18 protein-coding genes are annotated in these 18,175 nt (G+C 60.1%); 12 read left to right on the forward strand and 6 right to left on the reverse strand.

Going from position 1 to position 18,175, the window contains the following annotated elements:
* Positions 1–69: 69 nt before the first annotated feature.
* The 3 genes from ACN19L_RS15755 (at position 70) to ACN19L_RS15765 (ending at position 2,309) form a co-directional block, all read left to right on the forward strand.
* Entirely contained in the window at positions 70–1,143 is a 1,074-nt protein-coding gene (locus tag ACN19L_RS15755) for a succinylglutamate desuccinylase/aspartoacylase family protein (protein ID WP_426490426.1), read from the forward strand.
* 105 nt (positions 1,144–1,248) lie between these two features.
* On the forward strand, positions 1,249–1,914 hold the full coding sequence (locus ACN19L_RS15760; RefSeq protein ID WP_426490427.1) for an OmpH family outer membrane protein: 666 nt from the start codon (positions 1,249–1,251) through the stop codon (positions 1,912–1,914).
* Between the two features lie 146 nt (positions 1,915–2,060).
* A complete protein-coding gene (locus ACN19L_RS15765; RefSeq protein WP_426490428.1) occupies positions 2,061–2,309 on the forward strand; it encodes a hypothetical protein in 249 nt (82 codons plus the stop codon).
* A gap of 62 nt (positions 2,310–2,371) precedes the next feature.
* Here the strand turns inward: ACN19L_RS15765 and ACN19L_RS15770 are convergent, their stop codons facing one another.
* The 4 genes from ACN19L_RS15770 to ACN19L_RS15785 all read right to left on the reverse strand — a co-directional run bounded on the left by ACN19L_RS15770 (position 2,372) and on the right by ACN19L_RS15785 (position 7,436).
* Positions 2,372–3,688: a hypothetical protein gene (locus ACN19L_RS15770; RefSeq protein WP_426490429.1), complete on the reverse strand. Its 1,317-nt coding sequence runs from the start codon at positions 3,686–3,688 to the stop codon at positions 2,372–2,374.
* Between the two features lie 205 nt (positions 3,689–3,893).
* Positions 3,894–4,466 (reverse strand): hypothetical protein, encoded by a 573-nt coding sequence (locus ACN19L_RS15775; RefSeq protein ID WP_426490430.1) that lies wholly within the window; start codon positions 4,464–4,466, stop codon positions 3,894–3,896.
* Positions 4,467–4,565: 99 nt separating this feature from the next.
* Positions 4,566–5,405 carry a CvfB family protein gene (locus tag ACN19L_RS15780; RefSeq protein ID WP_426490431.1) on the reverse strand — a complete coding sequence of 280 codons (840 nt, stop codon included), beginning with the start codon at positions 5,403–5,405 and terminating at the stop codon, positions 4,566–4,568.
* Between the two features lie 204 nt (positions 5,406–5,609).
* Positions 5,610–7,436, reverse strand: coding sequence for a hypothetical protein (locus ACN19L_RS15785; protein ID WP_426490432.1), 1,827 nt, complete (start codon positions 7,434–7,436; stop codon positions 5,610–5,612).
* A gap of 292 nt (positions 7,437–7,728) precedes the next feature.
* Here ACN19L_RS15785 and ACN19L_RS15790 point away from each other — a divergent pair, with 292 nt between their 5' ends.
* The 5 genes from ACN19L_RS15790 to ACN19L_RS15810 all read left to right on the forward strand — a co-directional run bounded on the left by ACN19L_RS15790 (position 7,729) and on the right by ACN19L_RS15810 (position 11,820).
* Positions 7,729–8,997 (forward strand): putative DNA modification/repair radical SAM protein, encoded by a 1,269-nt coding sequence (locus ACN19L_RS15790; protein WP_426490433.1) that lies wholly within the window; start codon positions 7,729–7,731, stop codon positions 8,995–8,997.
* Between the two features lie 91 nt (positions 8,998–9,088).
* Positions 9,089–9,274 carry a hypothetical protein gene (locus ACN19L_RS15795; RefSeq protein WP_426490434.1) on the forward strand — a complete coding sequence of 62 codons (186 nt, stop codon included), beginning with the start codon at positions 9,089–9,091 and terminating at the stop codon, positions 9,272–9,274.
* A gap of 44 nt (positions 9,275–9,318) precedes the next feature.
* A complete protein-coding gene (locus tag ACN19L_RS15800) occupies positions 9,319–10,260 on the forward strand; it encodes a TIGR03915 family putative DNA repair protein (protein WP_426490435.1) in 942 nt (313 codons plus the stop codon).
* 60 nt (positions 10,261–10,320) lie between these two features.
* A complete protein-coding gene (rfbD, locus tag ACN19L_RS15805; RefSeq protein ID WP_426490436.1) occupies positions 10,321–11,184 on the forward strand; it encodes a dTDP-4-dehydrorhamnose reductase in 864 nt (287 codons plus the stop codon).
* A 9-nt stretch (positions 11,185–11,193) separates the two neighbouring features.
* Entirely contained in the window at positions 11,194–11,820 is a 627-nt protein-coding gene (locus tag ACN19L_RS15810; RefSeq protein WP_426490437.1) for a hypothetical protein, read from the forward strand.
* Positions 11,821–11,827: 7 nt separating this feature from the next.
* Here ACN19L_RS15810 and ACN19L_RS15815 read toward each other — a convergent pair whose 3' ends face one another.
* Positions 11,828–13,039 carry an MFS transporter gene (locus ACN19L_RS15815; RefSeq protein WP_426490438.1) on the reverse strand — a complete coding sequence of 404 codons (1,212 nt, stop codon included), beginning with the start codon at positions 13,037–13,039 and terminating at the stop codon, positions 11,828–11,830.
* Positions 13,040–13,384: 345 nt separating this feature from the next.
* Positions 13,385–14,305, reverse strand: coding sequence for an AraC family transcriptional regulator N-terminal domain-containing protein (locus ACN19L_RS15820; protein WP_426490439.1), 921 nt, complete (start codon positions 14,303–14,305; stop codon positions 13,385–13,387).
* A gap of 285 nt (positions 14,306–14,590) precedes the next feature.
* Here ACN19L_RS15820 and ACN19L_RS15825 point away from each other — a divergent pair, with 285 nt between their 5' ends.
* The 4 genes from ACN19L_RS15825 to ACN19L_RS15840 all read left to right on the forward strand — a co-directional run bounded on the left by ACN19L_RS15825 (position 14,591) and on the right by ACN19L_RS15840 (position 18,169).
* On the forward strand, positions 14,591–16,117 hold the full coding sequence (locus ACN19L_RS15825; protein ID WP_426490440.1) for an aldehyde dehydrogenase family protein: 1,527 nt from the start codon (positions 14,591–14,593) through the stop codon (positions 16,115–16,117).
* A 144-nt stretch (positions 16,118–16,261) separates the two neighbouring features.
* A complete protein-coding gene (locus tag ACN19L_RS15830; RefSeq protein WP_426490441.1) occupies positions 16,262–16,630 on the forward strand; it encodes a hypothetical protein in 369 nt (122 codons plus the stop codon).
* Positions 16,631–16,671: 41 nt separating this feature from the next.
* Positions 16,672–17,085 carry a DUF779 domain-containing protein gene (locus ACN19L_RS15835; RefSeq protein ID WP_426490442.1) on the forward strand — a complete coding sequence of 138 codons (414 nt, stop codon included), beginning with the start codon at positions 16,672–16,674 and terminating at the stop codon, positions 17,083–17,085.
* Positions 17,086–17,254: 169 nt separating this feature from the next.
* Entirely contained in the window at positions 17,255–18,169 is a 915-nt protein-coding gene (locus ACN19L_RS15840) for a manganese catalase family protein (protein WP_426490443.1), read from the forward strand.
* Positions 18,170–18,175: the final 6 nt, after the last annotated feature.

Here is an 18,175-nt window from a genome sequence, read left to right on the forward strand (position 1 = left end):
AGTGGCCGGGGAGTTGTCCGTTTTTTTCTGCCACCGGGCCCGCTGCGGGGCCATAACCGTTGCCTGCCAGTGTACTCCATCACGCCTCCCGGGCCGCTTTGCCTCAACAGCCTCACCATTCAGCCCGGCGAGCAGGTGCTCACGCGGCTGGTAATTTCGCGCCTGCCTTCCGGAACGGTCATTGACATTCCGGTGCACGTGTTCCGCTCCCTGGAGCCCGGCCCCACCGTGCTGCTGCTGGCCGGCATGCACGGCGACGAGGTAAACGGTATTGAGGTAATCCGCCGCCTGATCCGCCGCAATATGCTGCAGCCGCTGCGGGGCACCATCATTGCCATTCCCATCCTCAATATTTACGGTTTTCTGAACTTTTCGCGGGAAGTACCGGATGGCAAGGATGTGAACCGCTCTTTTCCTGGCAACCCGCGCGGCTCCCTGGCCAGCCGCGTAGCGCACCGCTTCATGCGCGAAATCATGCCTCTCATTGATTACGGCATTGATTTCCACACAGGTGGCGCGGCCCGGGCCAATATTCCGCAAATCCGCTGCCTGCTGCACCAGGACGCTGAAACCGATGCGCTGGCCGAGGCATTTTCGGCCCCCTTCACCCTGCATGCCGGCCTGCGTCCCGGCTCATTGCGCGAAACCGCCATGCAGGAAGGCCGCCGCATTATCGTGTACGAAACCGGCGAGTCGCTGCGGCTCGATGAGGAGGGTATTGACCTGGGTATTGCGGGTACGCTGCGGGTGCTGCATCACTTGGGCATGCTGCCCGAAGCTGCGCCGGCCAACCAGCCCTCGGTGGTGTGCGTGCGCTCTACTTGGCTGCGGGCCAAGTACGCGGGGCTGTTTCGCAGCCTGGTGAAGTTGGGTGATTACGTGGAGAAAGGTCAGGTATTCGGCTCCGTGGCCGACCCTTACGGGGAGCGTTCCGTGCGGCTGGAGTCGCCGGTGGCGGGCTACATCATCGGCCTCAACCACATGCCGGTTGTCAACCAAGGCGACGCGCTGGTGCACGTGGGCCGCACCGACCTGGTCCCCAGCCGCACCGATCTGGCTGCTCCCTTCGACGAAAAACCCACCAAACCCACCGAGGTAGAAACCGAGGAAGACGAAGAAGCCGGGGAGGAAGAACCGGTATAGACAGCGGGGCTTGAGAAGTATCCGGAGCTGCGCCGTGCTGTCGGCAACTTTCCCGTACTTTGGCCTGCCCAACAGCGGCATTTCTCCTTATTTCCTCATTTTTGAATGAAAAATTCTCTTCAACTGGCCATTAACGCAGTGCTGGTCATTGCCGTAGCAGTGCTGTTTTACCTGCATTTTGCCAGCAAGCCAACCACGGCGACGCGCAAGCCGGTTGCCGTGGTGACCACCACCGATTCCGCCAACACCGTAACCACCGTCCCGGCCGAGGAGGAGGAACCAACTGCTACCGCAGCCGTGGCCGATACCAATAAAGTAGCCTACGTGGAGTCGGGCAAGCTGCTGGATGGCTACCAGGGGATGAAGGACGCGCGTAAGAGCTTTGAAGCCAAGGCCCGGCGCTGGGAAGCCCAGAACCAGACGCTGGTCCGCGGCTTCCAGACGGCCGTGCAGCAGTACCAGCAGAAGGCCGAAGGCATGACGCAGGAGCAGCGCGCCGCCACCGAGCAGCAGCTGCAGCAGCGCCAGATGCAGGTAGGGCAGGAGCAGGAAAAGCTCCAGCGCCAAGCGCAGGAGGAAGAAGCCAAGATGACCCAGCAGGTGCTGGAGCGTATCAATAAGCAGATTGAGAAGTACGGCAAAAGCAACGGCTACCGCCTCATCCTCATTGCCGCCCCCAGCGGCACCATTGCCTACGGCCGCAAAGACCTCGACATTACCAACACCGTGCTTAAGCACCTCAACGACGAGTACCGGGGCGTGAAGAAGTAACATTTCAGGTTTTACCTACATTCCAGCGGCCCGGCTTTCTTGAAAGTCGGGCCGCTGGTGCGTTAAACCCGTGGCAGCGGGCCGTGTCTAACTTCCGGTTCAGGTGCCTCACTCCGGGGCTCCTCCTGTTACGCTTCTCACTGCCCATGAAAAATCTGCTGAAGTTTCCGGCTTTGCTGGTTATGTTGCTGCTGGTGGGTTCTGTACTAACGAGCTGTGTAGCCACCGCACCAGCGGCGGCGGTTGTAGTGCAGTCCCGCCCGTACTACCGGCCCCATTATCGGCCATACTACCGGCCGGCCCCCGTGGTGGTAGCCCCGCGCTCGATTATTGTAGCGCCGGCTCCGCGCCCCTACTACAACTACCGCCCGCACCGCTTCTACCGGGTTCGGTAGAGGAGCCTGCTCCATTGCAAACGAGTCCCGTTGCGCCATACAGCGGGACTTGTCTGTGATATTTACTGCCGGATGAACGGCCGCATCAGCAGGCCGTGGCGTGTACGTACCCGCAGGCTGTACCAGCCCGGCGGCAGCTGGTGCACCGGCAACTCTAGGCGGAGCTTGCCGGCCCGGGGCACAGCGGAAAGCTGCTGCACCAGCTGGCCCGTAGCGGCCCGGATTTCCAGCGTTACGGGCCGGGCCGCTGGGTCGTCGGCGTCCAGTTCCAGCTGCAGCACATCCGTGGCGGGCTGGGGGTACAGATGTAGCGGCCGGGTTGCCAGCGTTGCGGATTTGGTGGGGGTTAGGGTCTGGAAGCTGCTGTAGTTGGTGCGCCGCTGGTTCACGAACTGAGCCAGGAGCGGCGCGTACAGCTGCTCCGTGCGGCGCGTGAGGCGGTTTTGGGCATCATAGCGCAGCTGGGCCCGCAATTCATTGGTGAGCACCCAAATTCCGTTCAGCCAGTCTTCCTGGCGGTAGCCGGTGCTGTTGCCCTGGGCATCAACGGGCTCAGTGTAGCGCATAAAGTTCTGCCAGCTGCCCGCACTGGCTTCCTCCACCAGCTGCACCACGGTGCCAGTGGGAGAGTAGCTGAGCGTGTGCCGCTGAAAATCGGTCCATTGGCCGGTGTTCTGCCAGCTCTGCACCCGGAAGGAGGCGGGTTGCTGCCGGTTCCAGTCGTGCCAGACCAAGTCGAGGAGGCGCTCCTCGTTTACCCATTCGGTACCATTCCAACGCTGGGCCAGGGCCTCCGTCCATTGGCCGTTGCCGAGCTGGTACCGGAAGCGAATGTCATCGACAAATATACCGGCCTTGAAGAGCCGGACCACTTGTTCAGTAAGCGTCGGGCCGGTGTACGTGTTCACGTACCGGTAGCCGTCGGTGGTTTCCCAGGCCCCATTTACCCAGGCCTGGGTGAGCTGCTCGGTCAGCTGCTGGCGGGCATCATAGGTGGAGAGGTAGCGGAACTCATTTACCCAGGGCGAGCCGTTGCCAGTCTGCCTGATGTTTTCCAACAGATTGCCTTGCGCGTCGTACGCGAAGGTTTCCCGCTGGAAAATGGTGGCCGTGGCCGAGTCGGCGGTAATGCGCTCAGCCAGCTGACCCTGAGCCGTGTACGTCAGCCGGTCAAGCAACGGCTGGGTCCAGGCCGCTTGGGCGGGCTCCCAGTCGTAGCGCACGGCCTGCTGAGGGCGTGAAAACGTAGCCTGAGGGCCGCGCGACAGCGGCTGCATAGCCCGGACTGCGGACCGACTCACGGCCGCAGGCAACCGCTGAGCCAGCACTGGCAGAGGATCAATTACCCAGAGAAGCAGCAGTAAACACAACGCTTTCATAGCCTGAGAAGAAAGAGATTCCGCAGCTGATGCTGGCCGCGTGCTACTAAAATATACAGAATTGATGAAGGTTTGTAAAGGAAAATTTATATTTAATAGTGATAAAAATAAAAAGTGGTTCTTCCTTTCAGAAAAACCACTTTTCAGGAAATGCATTCTAGGTACGCCTGTCCACCAGCGGTGCTGACAGACGGAGAATTGCTGGCTAGAAAGCGAAGCGCAAGCTTACGGCCGCATCGTTGTAGAAGCCGGTGTAGCCATCAAACACCTCAAAGAACGGCTTGTAATCAACACCCACCGTGAAGGGCAGATCTTCCATTTTATACTCCAGGCCCAGCACCAAGTCGGCTCCGCCCACAATGTAGCGCTGGTCGTCGCGGTAGTACACGTAGTAGAAGTCCCGCTCCTTACGGCCCCGCACGAACCGGCTGTCCAGCACATAGTAGCGGCCCTGGTAGGAGCCGATGTGGCCTCCGGCCCCGTAATAGAACTGCAGGCCTTTAAAATCGGAAATGGGCAGGTGCTTTTCCAGCAGCAGCGTGAGCCGTCCGCCCCGGGCCTGGTACTCACGGGTGAGCAGGCCCTCGAAGGCTACGTTGTTTTTCCCGCTCAGAAAGTGCTTGAAGGTGAGGCCCGATGACCACCCGCCGCCCCGCAGACCAATGCCAGTTTCGTAGCCAGCCCCGGCACTGCCTTTTTTGCGGCTTTGGGCCTGTACTCCCTCACTCGTAGCCACTACCAACCCCAGCGCCACGGCGCCTACTAACAACTGCTTCATGCAAAAAGGTACAAATGGTTATCCGGCAAAAGTACAAACTGACTCGCTAATCTGCAGATGCGCGCCAGAAGTGGCAGCCCGCTCCAAGGCAGGTCTGGTTTATTCGGGAGCGTGGAGCAACTGGGTATGCTCGGGGGCGAGCTGAACCAAACCCTGTTTGTACAAGGTGCCGAGAGCTTTCTTGAAGACTTTCTTGCTCATGCCCAGGCGACGGTAGATGGAATCCGGCTCACTCTTATCTCCCAGGGGCAGCAGGCCGTTGGGGGCGTTGCGTAGGTGCGCCAGCAGGGTCTCGGCGGCGGCCAGGGCCTCATCGTAGCCGGGTTTCTGCAGGCTCAGGTCCAGCTTGTCATCGGGGCGCACCTGCTTCACGTAGCCGGTCAGCACGTCGCCGAGGCGCAGGGGGCGGAATACCTCATTGTGGTACACCAGGCCCTGATGGGTGCCGTCCACAATCATTTTGTAGCCCAGGTCGGTTTCCTCGGCCACGAACAGGTTGGCCGCGTCACCGGTTTTGCCGGGGAAGGGCTGGTCGCTCAGAAACCATTCCCACTTGGCCGAGGCCACAATCCGGTCGGTGGTTTCATCCAGGTACACGAACACCGTTACCCGCTCGCCGGGGCGCAGGTTGCGGCGCTGGTTACGGTAGGGCAGAAACAAATCCTTCTCCAGACCCCAATCCAGAAACGCGCCGGTAGTACTCACGTCGCGCACGGAAAGAGCCGCAAACTGGCCTACGCGCACGTAGGGCTCCAGGGTGGTGGCAATCAGGCGGTCTTCCGAGTCGCGGTACACGAACACGCGCAGCACGTCGCCCACGCGGGTGCCGGCCGGAATGTACTTGCGCGGAATCAGCAGGTCGCCGTCGTCGGAGGTCAGGTACATCCCGAAATCCACCTCGCGGGCTACTTCCAGGTCATTAAAATCACCAAGGTTCATAGAATCACAGATTAGCACTGATGAACGTGCTGATTGTTGCGCTGGTACAGGCGTACTAGGGTAAGCCGTAAAGGTACGCAGGCCCTGGTGGGTAATGCAGGGATGAACGAGAATAAGAGTTCCCGTACAGGAGCACCGGCTGCATGAGTATGGGTATTGGGCCAAGAATCTGCAACCGGCGAGCAAACGGAGGCTGTCTGCAATTTACTGGTAGCGCACAATGCCCGGCTGCCCAAAGCTGAAATCGGAAAAGTCGTAGTAGGCCCGGGAGTTTTCGAAGATGCGGATGCCGTTGGGCGAGGTCATCCCCCGGGGGTAGAAGCCGAACGTAATCTGGAAGGTGCGCAGGGCGGCGTACTCGTTGCGGAAGCGCAGGCCCAGCCCGAAGCCGGTGTAGGGCGCCTCGGCGAAGGGCAGCGTACGGTTGAGGGTGCGGGCGTTCAGCCAGGCCACGTCGGCGAAGGCCAGTGCCGCCATCCGGAAACCCAGAAACGAAACGGGCGTGAACATTGTCGCCTCGTAGTTGAGCGTAACCCGGCTGGAACCCGTGAGCAGCCCGGCGGGCTGGAAACCCCGCAGGCCCCACTCCCCGTTAATGGTCAGGGGCTGCTCGCCGGGGCGGCGGTTGAGCCCGATGCTGTTGCGCTGCCACAGAAAATGCCGCCACTGGTAGTTGCCCGTGTGGTAGAGACGCGTAAAATACAGAAGCTCGGCATTCAGCAGACCCTGCTGCCAGTTGTTGCCGCGCCCCCGGATAAAGGAGCCAAACTCCCCGTTCAGATACAGGTAGCCCCGCTGAGGATGATAGCCACCGTACGCCAGGCGCAGGCCCAGGTAGCGCCGGTCCGTCACCTCGTTGAACTCGTAACCCGCAGTAAAGCTGGCCAGCGTACCCGTCGGAATATCCTCGGTGCGCCCGAAGCCGAACAGGTACTTATCCTTGTAGTAGCGCCGCACACTGTAGCCAACGGTGCCCAGCAGCAGGTTGGCACTTTCGTAGTCGGGGGTGGGCTTGCGGCTGAAGCTGGTGCGGATAGTGCGGGCTGAGACAATCAGGCGGCCGGGGTTCTCGTAGGCTAAGTCATAACTTTTCAGCCGTAGCGCCCGGCCCAGCCACGCGTCCTGCGTGTTATAGCGCAGGGGCTGAAAAATATAAGGATCCTCCTGCGTTCCGCTGCCCTCAATGGCTACCAGCCGGTCAACGTATTCGTAGCTGAGGGCCCCGGCGTACCGGGTGTTCACAGAGTAGAAGTCACGGCTGAGCCGCGCGCTGGCTTCCCGGGTGCGGGTCTGGCTGAAGTAGCGGGCCTGCCCGTATAGAAAGTCGCGAAAAGGCACCTGATACGTGCCCAGGTAGCGCCATGTCTGGGCCTGCGGCCCATCGTCGCGGCGGCCGTACTCCAGGCGGTTGCGCAGCTGATGCCCCTGGCCCAGAAAGTTCACGTCGCGCAGACCAATGACGCCGGCCTGCACGTCGCGCAGCTGCAACGAGCCGCTGATGCTGAAAATATCCTTGGTAACTACCTGCACATCCACGCTATCGGCCGTCGATGTCCGCTCGTTCACGTACACGCGCGCATCCAGCAGCTCAGCTGTCTGGCGCAGCAGGCGTTCCGATTCAGCCAGATCCTGGGGTTCCAGTTCCTCGCCCTCCCGAAAAAGCAGCACCTGCCGCACCCGGGCTTTGGTGGTTTTTATGTGCAGGGTGTTGCCGATTTTTTCCAGAACGTTACGGGGCACCCGAGTGGTATCGGATATACTGAACCCAAAGGCATCAAGGGTACGGATGTTGATGCGCCGCACAATCTTGTAGTTGTGCCGGTCAAACTGCCGGTCCAGCAGGGTTGCGTCCAGCCCAGCCCGGTCCTCGCGGCGCTCCGTGAAGTTAAACAGGGCCGACGCGGCTTTACCCGCAATGGTTTTGCGTTTGGTGTAGGCCTTCAACCCGTTCAGCATACGCTCCTCGTCAAAGCGCCTCCGCAGAGAGTCGGGGCGGGTTTTGTTGAGCCGGGTAGTGTCGCGGGCGGGCATGGTTGAGGTTTGGGCCGCTGCATTAAGTATGCAGGTCCAACCGAGCACCAACCCCCCAAGCCAGAACAGATATTTCATTATGCAGCCGACACCAGATCTGGCAAGATACAACGCGCCAGGGCTTCAACGCCACTATATAGGTAGCTGCCGGGGCTGCTGGTCTTTGGTAAAAAGACTGGCTGAGCCGGTTACAGGTATTCTGCTCCTTCGGGAACAATTCTAAAAAAATTAGCCTTGTATGATATTGCTTCATGAAGTGTAAACTTCTATTTTTAAGCCGAGAAAGTACCCTATGAACGACCAGCGGATACAGGAAAAGCTAAGTATTTTGGCCGATGCCGCCAAGTATGATGTCTCGTGCTCCAGCAGCGGCGGCAAGCGGAAAAATGAAGACAAAGGCTTGGGCAACGCCGAGGGTATGGGCATCTGCCACAGCTACACCGAGGACGGCCGCTGCGTGTCCCTGCTGAAGATTCTGCTCACCAACCACTGCATCTTCGACTGCGCCTACTGCGTGTCGCGCCGCTCCAACGATGTGAAGCGCGCCGCTTTTACCGTGGATGAAGTGGTGGAGCTGACCATGAACTTCTACCGCCGCAACTACATTGAGGGCCTGTTCCTGAGCAGCGGTATTTTCTCCTCGCCCGACTACACGATGGAGCGGCTGGTGCGCATTATCAAAAAGCTGCGCACCGAGCACCGTTTCAACGGCTACATCCACGTGAAGGCCATTCCGGGCGCCTCGGAGGAGCTGATTCAGGAAGCCGGCCTGTACGCCGACCGCCTGAGCGTAAACATTGAGCTGCCCTCGGAAATGGCCCTGCAGAACCTGGCTCCCGAGAAAAACTACGAGGAGATTCTGACGCCGATGGCTCAGATTCGGGACGGCATCATTCAGAATAAGGAAGAAAAGGCGCTGTTCAAGAAAGTGCCGCAGTTTGCCACCGCCGGTCAAAGCACCCAGCTTATTGTGGGCGCGTCGCAGGAAAACGACCTGCAAATCATCAATTTGAGTGATTCCCTGTACAAAGGCTTCGGCCTGAAGCGGGTGTACTACTCCGGCTACATCCCGATTACTGACGACGCCCGCCTGCCCCAGGTAACGCAGCCGCCCCTCATCCGGGAGCACCGCCTCTACCAGACGGACTGGCTGATGCGCTTCTATGGTTTCCAGGCCGATGAAATTCTGGACCCGGCGCACCCTTTCCTGGACCTGGAAATCGACCCCAAGCTGGCCTGGGCCCTGCGCAACCGCCACGTGTTTCCGGTGGATATCAACGTGGCCGACTACGAGATGATCCTGCGGATTCCGGGGGTAGGGGCGCGCTCCGCCAAGCGCATCGTGGCTGCCCGCCGCTTCGGGCCGCTCAGCCTCGACCACCTGCACAAGTTTGGGGTGGTGCTCAAGCGGGCCAAATTCTTCCTGACTTGCCGCGGGCAGGCCCTGGAGAAGCGCGACTACGACGAGCAAACCATCCGCCGTCAGATTCTTTTCGGGGCGGGCTCCGTCCGCTCCGCCCTGGTTACTCAGCAACTTGATCTATTTGCCCAAGCCTCTTAAAACTGGTTTTTGGGTGGTGGTTTTTGGTTTGTGGTAGCAAGCCGAAACCATAACGAAAAACCACCAACCGATAACCGATAACCAACCAGTCATGACTGTTTCTCATCGCGCCGCCGACGCGTCGGCCGCTACTGCTTCCGCCCCGAAACCCGTGAAAGTGGCCCGGGTGGCCTGCTGCTGCAAGCTCGCTGATTTGCTGCCGCTGGTGCAGCAGATGCATCAGGACACGGTGCAACGCCCCGCCAAAGCTGGTGGGCAGTCGTCGGAGGCGGCCTGAAACGGTTGCGTGTAGGCACCATTCTTACCTAATCTTGCTCACGTATGGCACTAACTCGAATTTCGGGAACGGCGGGAGCAGTTGGTGGGCCAGCTGCCCGGCAGCGTCCTGCTCCGCAACTCACCAACGCGCCCCTCGATTACGCCTACGACGGCACGTTTGAGGGGCTGCTGACGGTGCTGTTCAGTATTTATGACCGGAAGTCGGCGCCCAACAGCATTCAGCCGCTGGGGGCAGTGCAGGGCGGCTTGTTTGTGCAGCCGGTGGAGGTTGCCACCGATGAGGCCACGGCTGCCCGCGTGTGGAAAGGTCTGTTGCAGTACATGGATGCGGAAGCCCGCACCCGGCTGTTTCACACTTTCCTCAGTGAGCAACCCGACCGGGAACTGGTTATTTTCCGCTACGCCGACTTGGCTATGCGCGCCGGCCGCGACATATCGGAGCACTACGCCGACGATAATGTGCGCCGGGTGCAGCGTCTGGCCCAGCAGATGTACCGGGAAAAGCACCGGATGGAGGCTTTCGTGCGCTTCGAGAAAACGCAGGACGGCCTGTTTCACGCCACCATCGAGCCCGATTTCGACGTGCTGCCGCTGATTGCCGCCCACTTCACCAAGCGCTACGCCGACCAGCGCTGGCTGATTTATGACCGGCGCCGACACTACGGCCTCTACTACGATTTGCACCGCACCGACATTGTGCAGTTTGATGCCGATACTGCGCCCCAGCGCAGCACGGCCGTATCGGCCACGGTGCTGGATGAGCGGGAGCCGCTGTACAAGCTGCTCTGGCAGGCCTATTTCGACCACGTAAACATTCCAGAACGGAAAAACATGAAGCTGCACCGCCGCCACATGCCGCTGCGCTACTGGAAATACCTGAGCGAGAAACAGCCCCGGGAGCAACGCTTCGAGCCTATTCGGAACAAGCGCCCCGTGCAGCCCGGCGGGCCGGCCCTGGGCGCTGGTGCGGCCGACGCGGAGTAGGAGAGCAGCGGGAAAGGCGTAATTTGCGGCCGTTCTTCCATTTCGGCTTCTCTTTATTCTATGGGTTCGATTCTCGTTTTCGGTGGTAGCGGCCAGCTGGGCCAGTGCCTGCAACACGTAGCGCAGCAGCGCAGCATCACGGATATCGTGTTTCTGCCCGAGCAGCAAGCCAACATCCTGAACCCGGACGTGCTGCGCACCACCTTCGAACAGTACCGGCCCGCCTACATCATCAACTGCGCCGCCTACACGGCCGTGGACAAGGCCGAGGACGAGGTGGATATTGCCCGCAAGGTGAACCGGGACGGCGTAGAGAACCTGGCCCGGCTGTGCGGGGAGTTCAACACCACGCTGCTGCACGTATCCACCGATTTCGTGTTTGCCGGCACCGGCAACCAGCCGCTCACGGAAACCGACCCGGCCGAACCCATCAGCGTGTACGGCCTCACCAAGCTGGAAGGCGAGCAGGTGATTGCGCCGCACACCAGCCAGTATTTCATCCTGCGCACCAGCTGGCTGTACTCGGAGTACGCCAACAACTTCGTGAAAACGATGCTGCGCTTCGGCAAGGAGCGGGAAGAAATGCGCGTGATCTGGGACCAGCTGGGTACGCCCACCTACGCCATTGATTTGGCCGGAGCCCTGCTCCACATCATCCAGACCGGCAGCACCGAATACGGCATCTACCACTACAGCAACGAGGGTGTGACCTCCTGGTACGATTTCGCAGTGGCCATTTTCGAGTTGGGCGGTCTGCCCACCCGCACCGTGCCCATCCGCACCGCCGAGTATCCTACCAAAGCCACCCGCCCCGCCTTCTCGGTGATGGACAAAACCAAAGCCAAAACCACCCTGGGCCTCGCCATCCCGCACTGGCGCGAAAGCCTAAAGGTGTGCATGAGCCGGCTGGCAGAGCAAGGCTAGTTCCCCGTCATGCAGGAGGTATACCAAGGTCGTCGGGTTATCTGGCAGAGCAAGGCCAATCAACTCCTGACTATCGGTGTTTGCTTTCTGTTTGTAGCGGTGAGCATCTGGCTCGGGGCAGGGTATAATTCCTTTGCTTTCTGGTTGGGCATGCTTCTGCTCGGTGGCAGTGCAGTTGTTATATTGTATAGAATGTTCTCTCCCGACATTCTATTGGTGGACCCGAACAGCGAGCAGGGGCGTGCAATCCGGAAAGAGCTGGACAATGCTTTACTGGAGCAGATAAGCGTGTATGAGGATGGTTTGCTGGTACGGGAGAATCCAGACTTACCAGCGCGTCATTTTGCGTGGCGAAACCTGACGGCGGCCTTCGGCTACAAAATAGACCTCTATTCTTCCGACGAAATTTGCCTCGACCTGTTTTGGGCAGATGCGCCGCGCCTGATACTTTCCGAGTCGATGCCGCAGTGGCTTGCTGTGCTGGCGGAGCTGCAGAAGCAGGTGCCGACAGTGCCTCCCGGCTGGTACGCGGATATTTCCGTTCCGGCATTCGAAACAAAGCTGACCCTCTTATTCGAAAAGGATGGCCTGAGTCTTCCGGAAGCCGAGCAGCTATATTACGGTAGCAAAGGTTAGGCTGCCGCTACGCTGTGCGCCCATAAAAGCGGTTCGCCAGGTACGCCAGCGTTACCAAACCCAAGCCCACGGCGCAGACGCCGGGCCACTCGAAATAGGTCCAGGCGAGGCCGCCGAGGAAGGAGCCGGCGGAGGCACCCAGGAAGCAGGCCGTCATGTACACGGTGTTGAGGCGGCTGCGGGCTTCGGGGCGGAGGCTGAAAATGCGCGTCTGGTTGGAAATGTGGGTCATTTGCTGGCCTACATCCAGCACCACCACGCCGGCAATGAGCCCGAGCAGATACGTGCCGCCGAAGCCCAGCAGCACGTAGGCCCCCAGAAACAGCAGAATCCCCAGGTTCAGGGCGTAATCGGCGCCTTTGCGGTCGGCGGATTTACCGGCGAAGGAGGCAGCAAAGGCCCCGGTAGCCCCAATCAGCCCGAACAGGCCGGCCACCTCGGCCCCGTAGCGGTAGGCGGGGCTTTCCAAAAAGAACACCAGCGTGGTCCAGAACGCGCTGAAGCCCCCGAACATGCACGCGCCCACCAGCGCCGAGCGGCGCAGCACCGGCAGCTCCCGCATCAGCGTACCCAACGAGCGAAGCAGGCTACCGTAGCTACCCGCAAACTGCGGCTGGTTGCGCGGCAGCATCCGGGCCAGCACCGCTGTGAGCAGTACCATCAGCACAGCCCCCACCCAGAACATGGTGCGCCACCCAAACTGCGCCCCCACGTAGCCGCTGACGGTACGCGAGAGGAGCACCCCAATCAACAAGCCGCTCATTACCCGGCCTACTACCTGGCCCCGTTCTTCGTCGCCGGCCAGGGAGGCGGCCAGGGGAATAAGCAGCTGCGGCACCGCCGAGAACAGCCCGATAAGCAGGCTGGCCGCGGCCAGCAACCCGAACGAGGGAGCCAGCGCGGCCCCCACCATGCACGCGGCCGAGCACAGCAGCAAGCCCAGCGTCAGGCTTTTTCGCTCCCGCTTGTCGCCCAGCGGTACTACCAGCAGCAGGCCCAGCGTATAGCCCACCTGCGTAACGGTAGCCACCAGGCTGGCCCGGCTTTCCGACAGCCCAAACGTGCGCCCGATTTCGGCCAGCAGGGGCTGGTTGTAGTAAATATTGGCCACCACCAGGCCGCAGGTCACGGCCATCAGCCACACCAGCCCCGGGGCCATCCGGGTAGCTGGGGCCGGGGCCGTTACCACCGGCGGCCCACCTCCACGCAATTCGCTCATAAAAACGTAAAACCGCCGGACGTAGCGTACGGCGGCATAAGTACGAGTAGCACAAACTGCTAAGTCCCCCGGAAGGTTGCAACGGAGGTATGTGAGTGAGTGAGTGAGTGAGTGAGTGAGTGAGTGAGTGAGTGAGTGAGTAGGTGGCCGTCATTGCGAGGCGCAGCCGAAGCAATCCTTCCTGTTCAGGATGCTCAACGCTGACCTAACGAAAGCCCCTGACGTTCACGCAGACGCCAGGGGCTTTTGAGTAGATCAAGGGTTTGCGCTTCGAATAGGAAGGATTGCTTCGGCTGCGCCTCGCAATGACACGTCACTCACTCACTCACTCACTCACTCACTCACTCACCCCAGCGCCTGGCGCTTGTACATGCCGGGCGTGACGCCTTCGTACTGCTTAAAGATTTTCTGGAAATAGGCTGTGTTGTTGAAACCGGCCCGGAAGCACACGTCGGCTACTTTTACCAGGGGGTTGCGCAGTAGCCGCTTGGCTTCCTGCAGGCGCTCCTGAATCACGTATTCCACGGGCGTGAGGCCCAGTTCGCGCTTAAATACCCGGAAAAAAGTGGCTTTGCTCATGCAGGCCAGCTCGGCCAGTTTTTCCACGGTAATCTGCTCGGTGAGGTGCTGCTTGATGTACTGCACCACGGCCGCAAACCGGTGGGAAGTGGCGTGCTGCTGGTAGTTGTGGAACAGCAGCTGCCGGGCCTGGGTCTGCATCAGGCGCACCAGCATTTCCTGAATGGTAAAGCCCGCTAGCACGTCTTTGATGCGGCCTGTGTCGCGGGAGAGCTGCACAAGGCGCTCCAGGGTGCTGGTAAGCTCGGGCGTGTTCTGAAAGTGGGCGTGCTCGAGGGTATTGAGCTGCCAGGGCAGGTGCGTTTCGGCCCTGGGGAACTCCTCGTTCAGCAGTTCTACCGTGTGGCGAATGGTTTCGGTGGGAATGGCCACGGCCAGGCACTGGGTGGGCTGCTCGGTGGTGGCCTCGGGGAAGTCAATCACCATCGTTTCGTTTTCGCCCACCACCACCGACTCGCCCGGCAGGTACTCAAAGGCCGGCTGCCCGGACAGGTGCATCACCTTTTTGCCCTGCAGCATAGTGGTGAGCACCACCGGGCCCAGGCTCAGTGACACCTGGTGAGCTGTGCGGTGCGTTTCAAACACGTTCAGCTCAAATGCCTCCAGCGTATACACCGTGCGGTTTTCCACCAGCGTGGATAGCTGTTCGGGCTGATGCAGGGCAAGGGGGGCGGGCACGTGAACCATACGAAAGAAGCCAGAATGCAGCCGCTGCCGCCGGCTCGGCCGGCGCAAGGACCTGGGTAGGAGGACACTTAAAGCTACGTAACCCAGCGGCGGAAAGCAACGGCCAAGGCAGCTCAGGCCGCAAAGTAGGCCCACGGAGCGTGAAATGACAGCTATGGTAAGTGAGTACTTACAAGTTGATAGGAAAGGTGATGTTATTGCGACGATAGTAGAGCGGAATGGGGACGGTTGGGCCCTAGTTTGGCAGTATCAACTATATACCTTCCCACCAACGCTACTTGCCTTATGGAAACTCTGGAAAAACCCACCACGCTGGTTGAGCGCCCCAAGTTTAAAGCGCACTACGACAACTTTATCGGCGGCAAATGGGTGGCCCCGGTGAAAGGCCAATACTTCGAGAATATCTCGCCCATCGACGGCAAAGTCTTCACTAAAGTGGCCCGCAGCTCAAAGGAGGACATTGAGCTGGCCCTGGACGCCGCCCATGAAGCCTTCAAAACCTGGGGCAAAACCTCGGCCACGGAGCGCAGCAATATCCTCAACAAAGTGGCTAACCTCATCGAGGAAAACCTGCCCCACCTGGCCGCCGTGGAATGCGTGGAAAACGGCAAGCCCATCCGGGAAACAACCCTGGCCGACCTACCGCTGGTGGTAGACCATTTCCGCTACTTCGCCAGCGTAATCCGGGCCGAGGAAGGCAACGTGACGGAACTGAACGCCACCACCGTATCCATGAACATCAACGAGCCCCTGGGCGTGGTGGGCCAGATTATTCCCTGGAACTTCCCGCTGCTGATGGCTACCTGGAAGCTGGCCCCGGCCCTGGCCGCCGGCTGCTGCGTGGTGATGAAGCCCGCTGAGCAAACGCCCGCCTCCATTATGGTGCTGATGGAGCTGCTGCAGGACGTACTACCGGCCGGGGTGGTGAACGTGGTAAACGGCTTCGGGCTGGAAGCCGGTAAGCCGCTGGCCTCGTCGCCGCGCATTCAGAAAGCCTCCTTCACGGGCGAAACCACCACGGGCCGCCTCATTATGCAATACGCCGCCGAAAACCTGATTCCAGTGACGATGGAGTTGGGCGGTAAGTCGCCGAATATCTTCTTCAAAAGCGTGATGGACGCCGACGATGACTTCCTCGACAAAGCTGTGGAAGGCGCCGTGATGTTTGCCCTGAACCAGGGCGAAATCTGCACCTGTCCCTCGCGTATGCTCATCCAGGAGGATATCTACGACGAGTTCATCGAGCGGGTAATTCAGCGCGTGAAGGCCATTAAGCTGGGCAACCCGCTGGATATGGAAACCATGATGGGAGCCCAGGCCAGCAACGACCAGTTCGAGAAAATCCTGAGCTACCTGGAAATTGGCAAGGCCGAAGGGGCCGAGGTGCTCTGCGGCGGCGACGCCTACCAGCAGGAAGATGGGGCCCTGGCCGAGGGCTACTACATTCAGCCCACCATGTTCCGGGGCCACAACAAGATGCGCATCTTCCAGGAGGAAATCTTCGGGCCGGTGGTATCGGTAACCACCTTCAAAACGGTTGAGGAAGCCATAGCCATTGCCAACGACACGCTCTACGGCCTCGGGGCCGGGGTATGGACCCGCGACGCCCACGAACTGTACGAAGTGCCCCGCGCCATTCAGGCCGGCCGCGTGTGGGTAAACTGCTACCACGACTACCCCGCTGGCGCGCCCTTCGGTGGCTATAAAGCCTCCGGTTTCGGCCGCGAAAACCACAAGATGATGCTGGCCCACTACCGCCAGAACAAAAACATGCTCATCAGCTACAGCCAGCAGAAGCTCGGCTTCTTCTAGCCGCTGAGTGAATGAGGCAATGGTGAGCGGCACTTCCGCCGGCCCGAGGCAGGGACCCGGAAAGGCCGCTCACCATTTGCCGTTTCGCGCAACCTGCGGGGGCTTGGTATAGTCTGTTAGATGATTCAATAACTAGCTGACTATATGAAAACTACCATGCTATTAGGTCGTTTGCTGGCGGCCGTGGGACTCACCCTGGTGGCTGCTTCGGGCATTTTGGCCCAGCAACTGCCACTGCCCGGCCACCCCAACCCCAACTGGACGCTGCTTAAAACCGAACCGCTGTTCAGCAGGCCGGATGCTGACCCCAATCAGCCAATGCCAGTGCCCATGCCCAACATCGACGCCCGGGGCGGCGTGAAGGACAGTGCGGGCCGCTGGGTGATTTACTATGACCCGCAACGGAATGTACGCTACAACATGGCCGACCTGAAACGGAACCGCCTGCGCGTGCAGGACCTGCGCACGGGCACCGTGTACACGTACGCGCCCAAAAAAGGTGTTTCCCGCTAATTGTCTGCCCCGCCGGCTTGTCCGGTTTTCGCTCTTCAACTATGCCCACCGAACCCACTCCGCGCGTACTGGTAACGCCCGCTGCCGAGGCCACCATCGACCTGCTCCGTGAGGAGCACGGGCCCCTGATGTTCCACCAGAGCGGCGGCTGCTGCGACGGTTCCTCACCCATGTGCTTTGCCAAGGGCGAATTCCGGGTGGGGACCAACGATGTGTGGCTGGGCCGGATTCACGGCTGTGACTTTTTCATGAGCGCCTCGCAGTTTGCGTATTGGAAGCACACCCAACTCACGGTAGATGTAGTGAAAGGCCGCGGGGCCAGCTTCTCGCTGGAAATTCCGCTGGGCGTCCGGTTTCTGATTCGCTCCCGGCTGTTCACCGAGGAGGAAGAGCAGAACATGGCCCCGGTGTATGATGGGGAAGAGTACGAGCGCCGGCCTTCGGAAAGGTTGTAAGGAGCCTGGGTACGGCGGAGATTGTACGTGGTAATACCGCCGAAATCCGTAAAAGGTACCAGAGAAATCCGTAGTTATTGAATGGTTATAAGGCGTTTGGGAGGCGTACTCTTACTGTCTGCTTCACGGGGAAGCTAGGCTGTAGAAGTACTAAACACCACCTCCGCGTATGTTTTACCACGATAGAGAGCTCCAGTACAAAGTCCGCGTTGATAAGCCCAACCCGGCATTTGCCCGCATGCTGCAGCAAGCCATTGGTGGTATCGAAGGCGAAATTCGGGTGTGCCTGCAGTACCTGTTTCAAGCCTGGGGGGCCCGCGGCCCCGAGAAATACCGCAACATGCTGCTGGAAACGGGCACCGAAGAAATCAGCCACATTGAGATGCTGGCTACGGCCGTGGCGCTGAATCTGGAAGGTGCCCCCACCAGCTTGCAGGAAGAATTTGCCGGGGATAAAGTAGTGGGTGCTATTCTGGGAGGAATGGACCCGCGCCACATCCTCTCCTCGGGTATGGCGGCCCTGGCCACGGATACCAACGGGGTGCCCTTCAATGGCTCCTGGATAGTGGGCAGCGGTAATATTGTAGCCGACATGTACAGCAACGTGGCGGCCGAGGCTACGGGCCGCACGCTGGCCACCCGCCTCTGGCATATGACCGATGACGCCGGCATGAAGAATTTTCTAGCCTTCCTGATTGCCCGCGACACTATGCACCAGCAGCAGTGGCTGGCTGTTATTGAAGAAAATGGCGGCCTGAACGCCCTGCCGGTGCCCAATAGCTTTCCGCAGAGCGAGGAAGTGCAAGGCTTCAACTATGCTTTTGTGAGCACTTACATCGGCAACGAGGCTACTGCCGGTGGGCGCTGGACGAAGGGCCCCTCACTTGATGGGAAAGGAGAGTTCCACGTGGAGAAGGCCGCCCCACTAGGCGGCGTGCCGAAGCTGGCGCCGCCCGTGCCCAGTGCCTTCGCTCAAAAAGAGCAAATGACGGCCATAGACTCGTTGATTGGGAAGGTAGCCACTAAAATTGAGGGTGCACTCGGCAGCGGCGTCCACCACTCCAACCAGGAAGACCGACAATAGCGTGGT

It is taken from the genome of Hymenobacter sp. 102 (genome assembly GCF_049949205.1).
In the GTDB taxonomy this organism is placed as follows: domain Bacteria; phylum Bacteroidota; class Bacteroidia; order Cytophagales; family Hymenobacteraceae; genus Hymenobacter.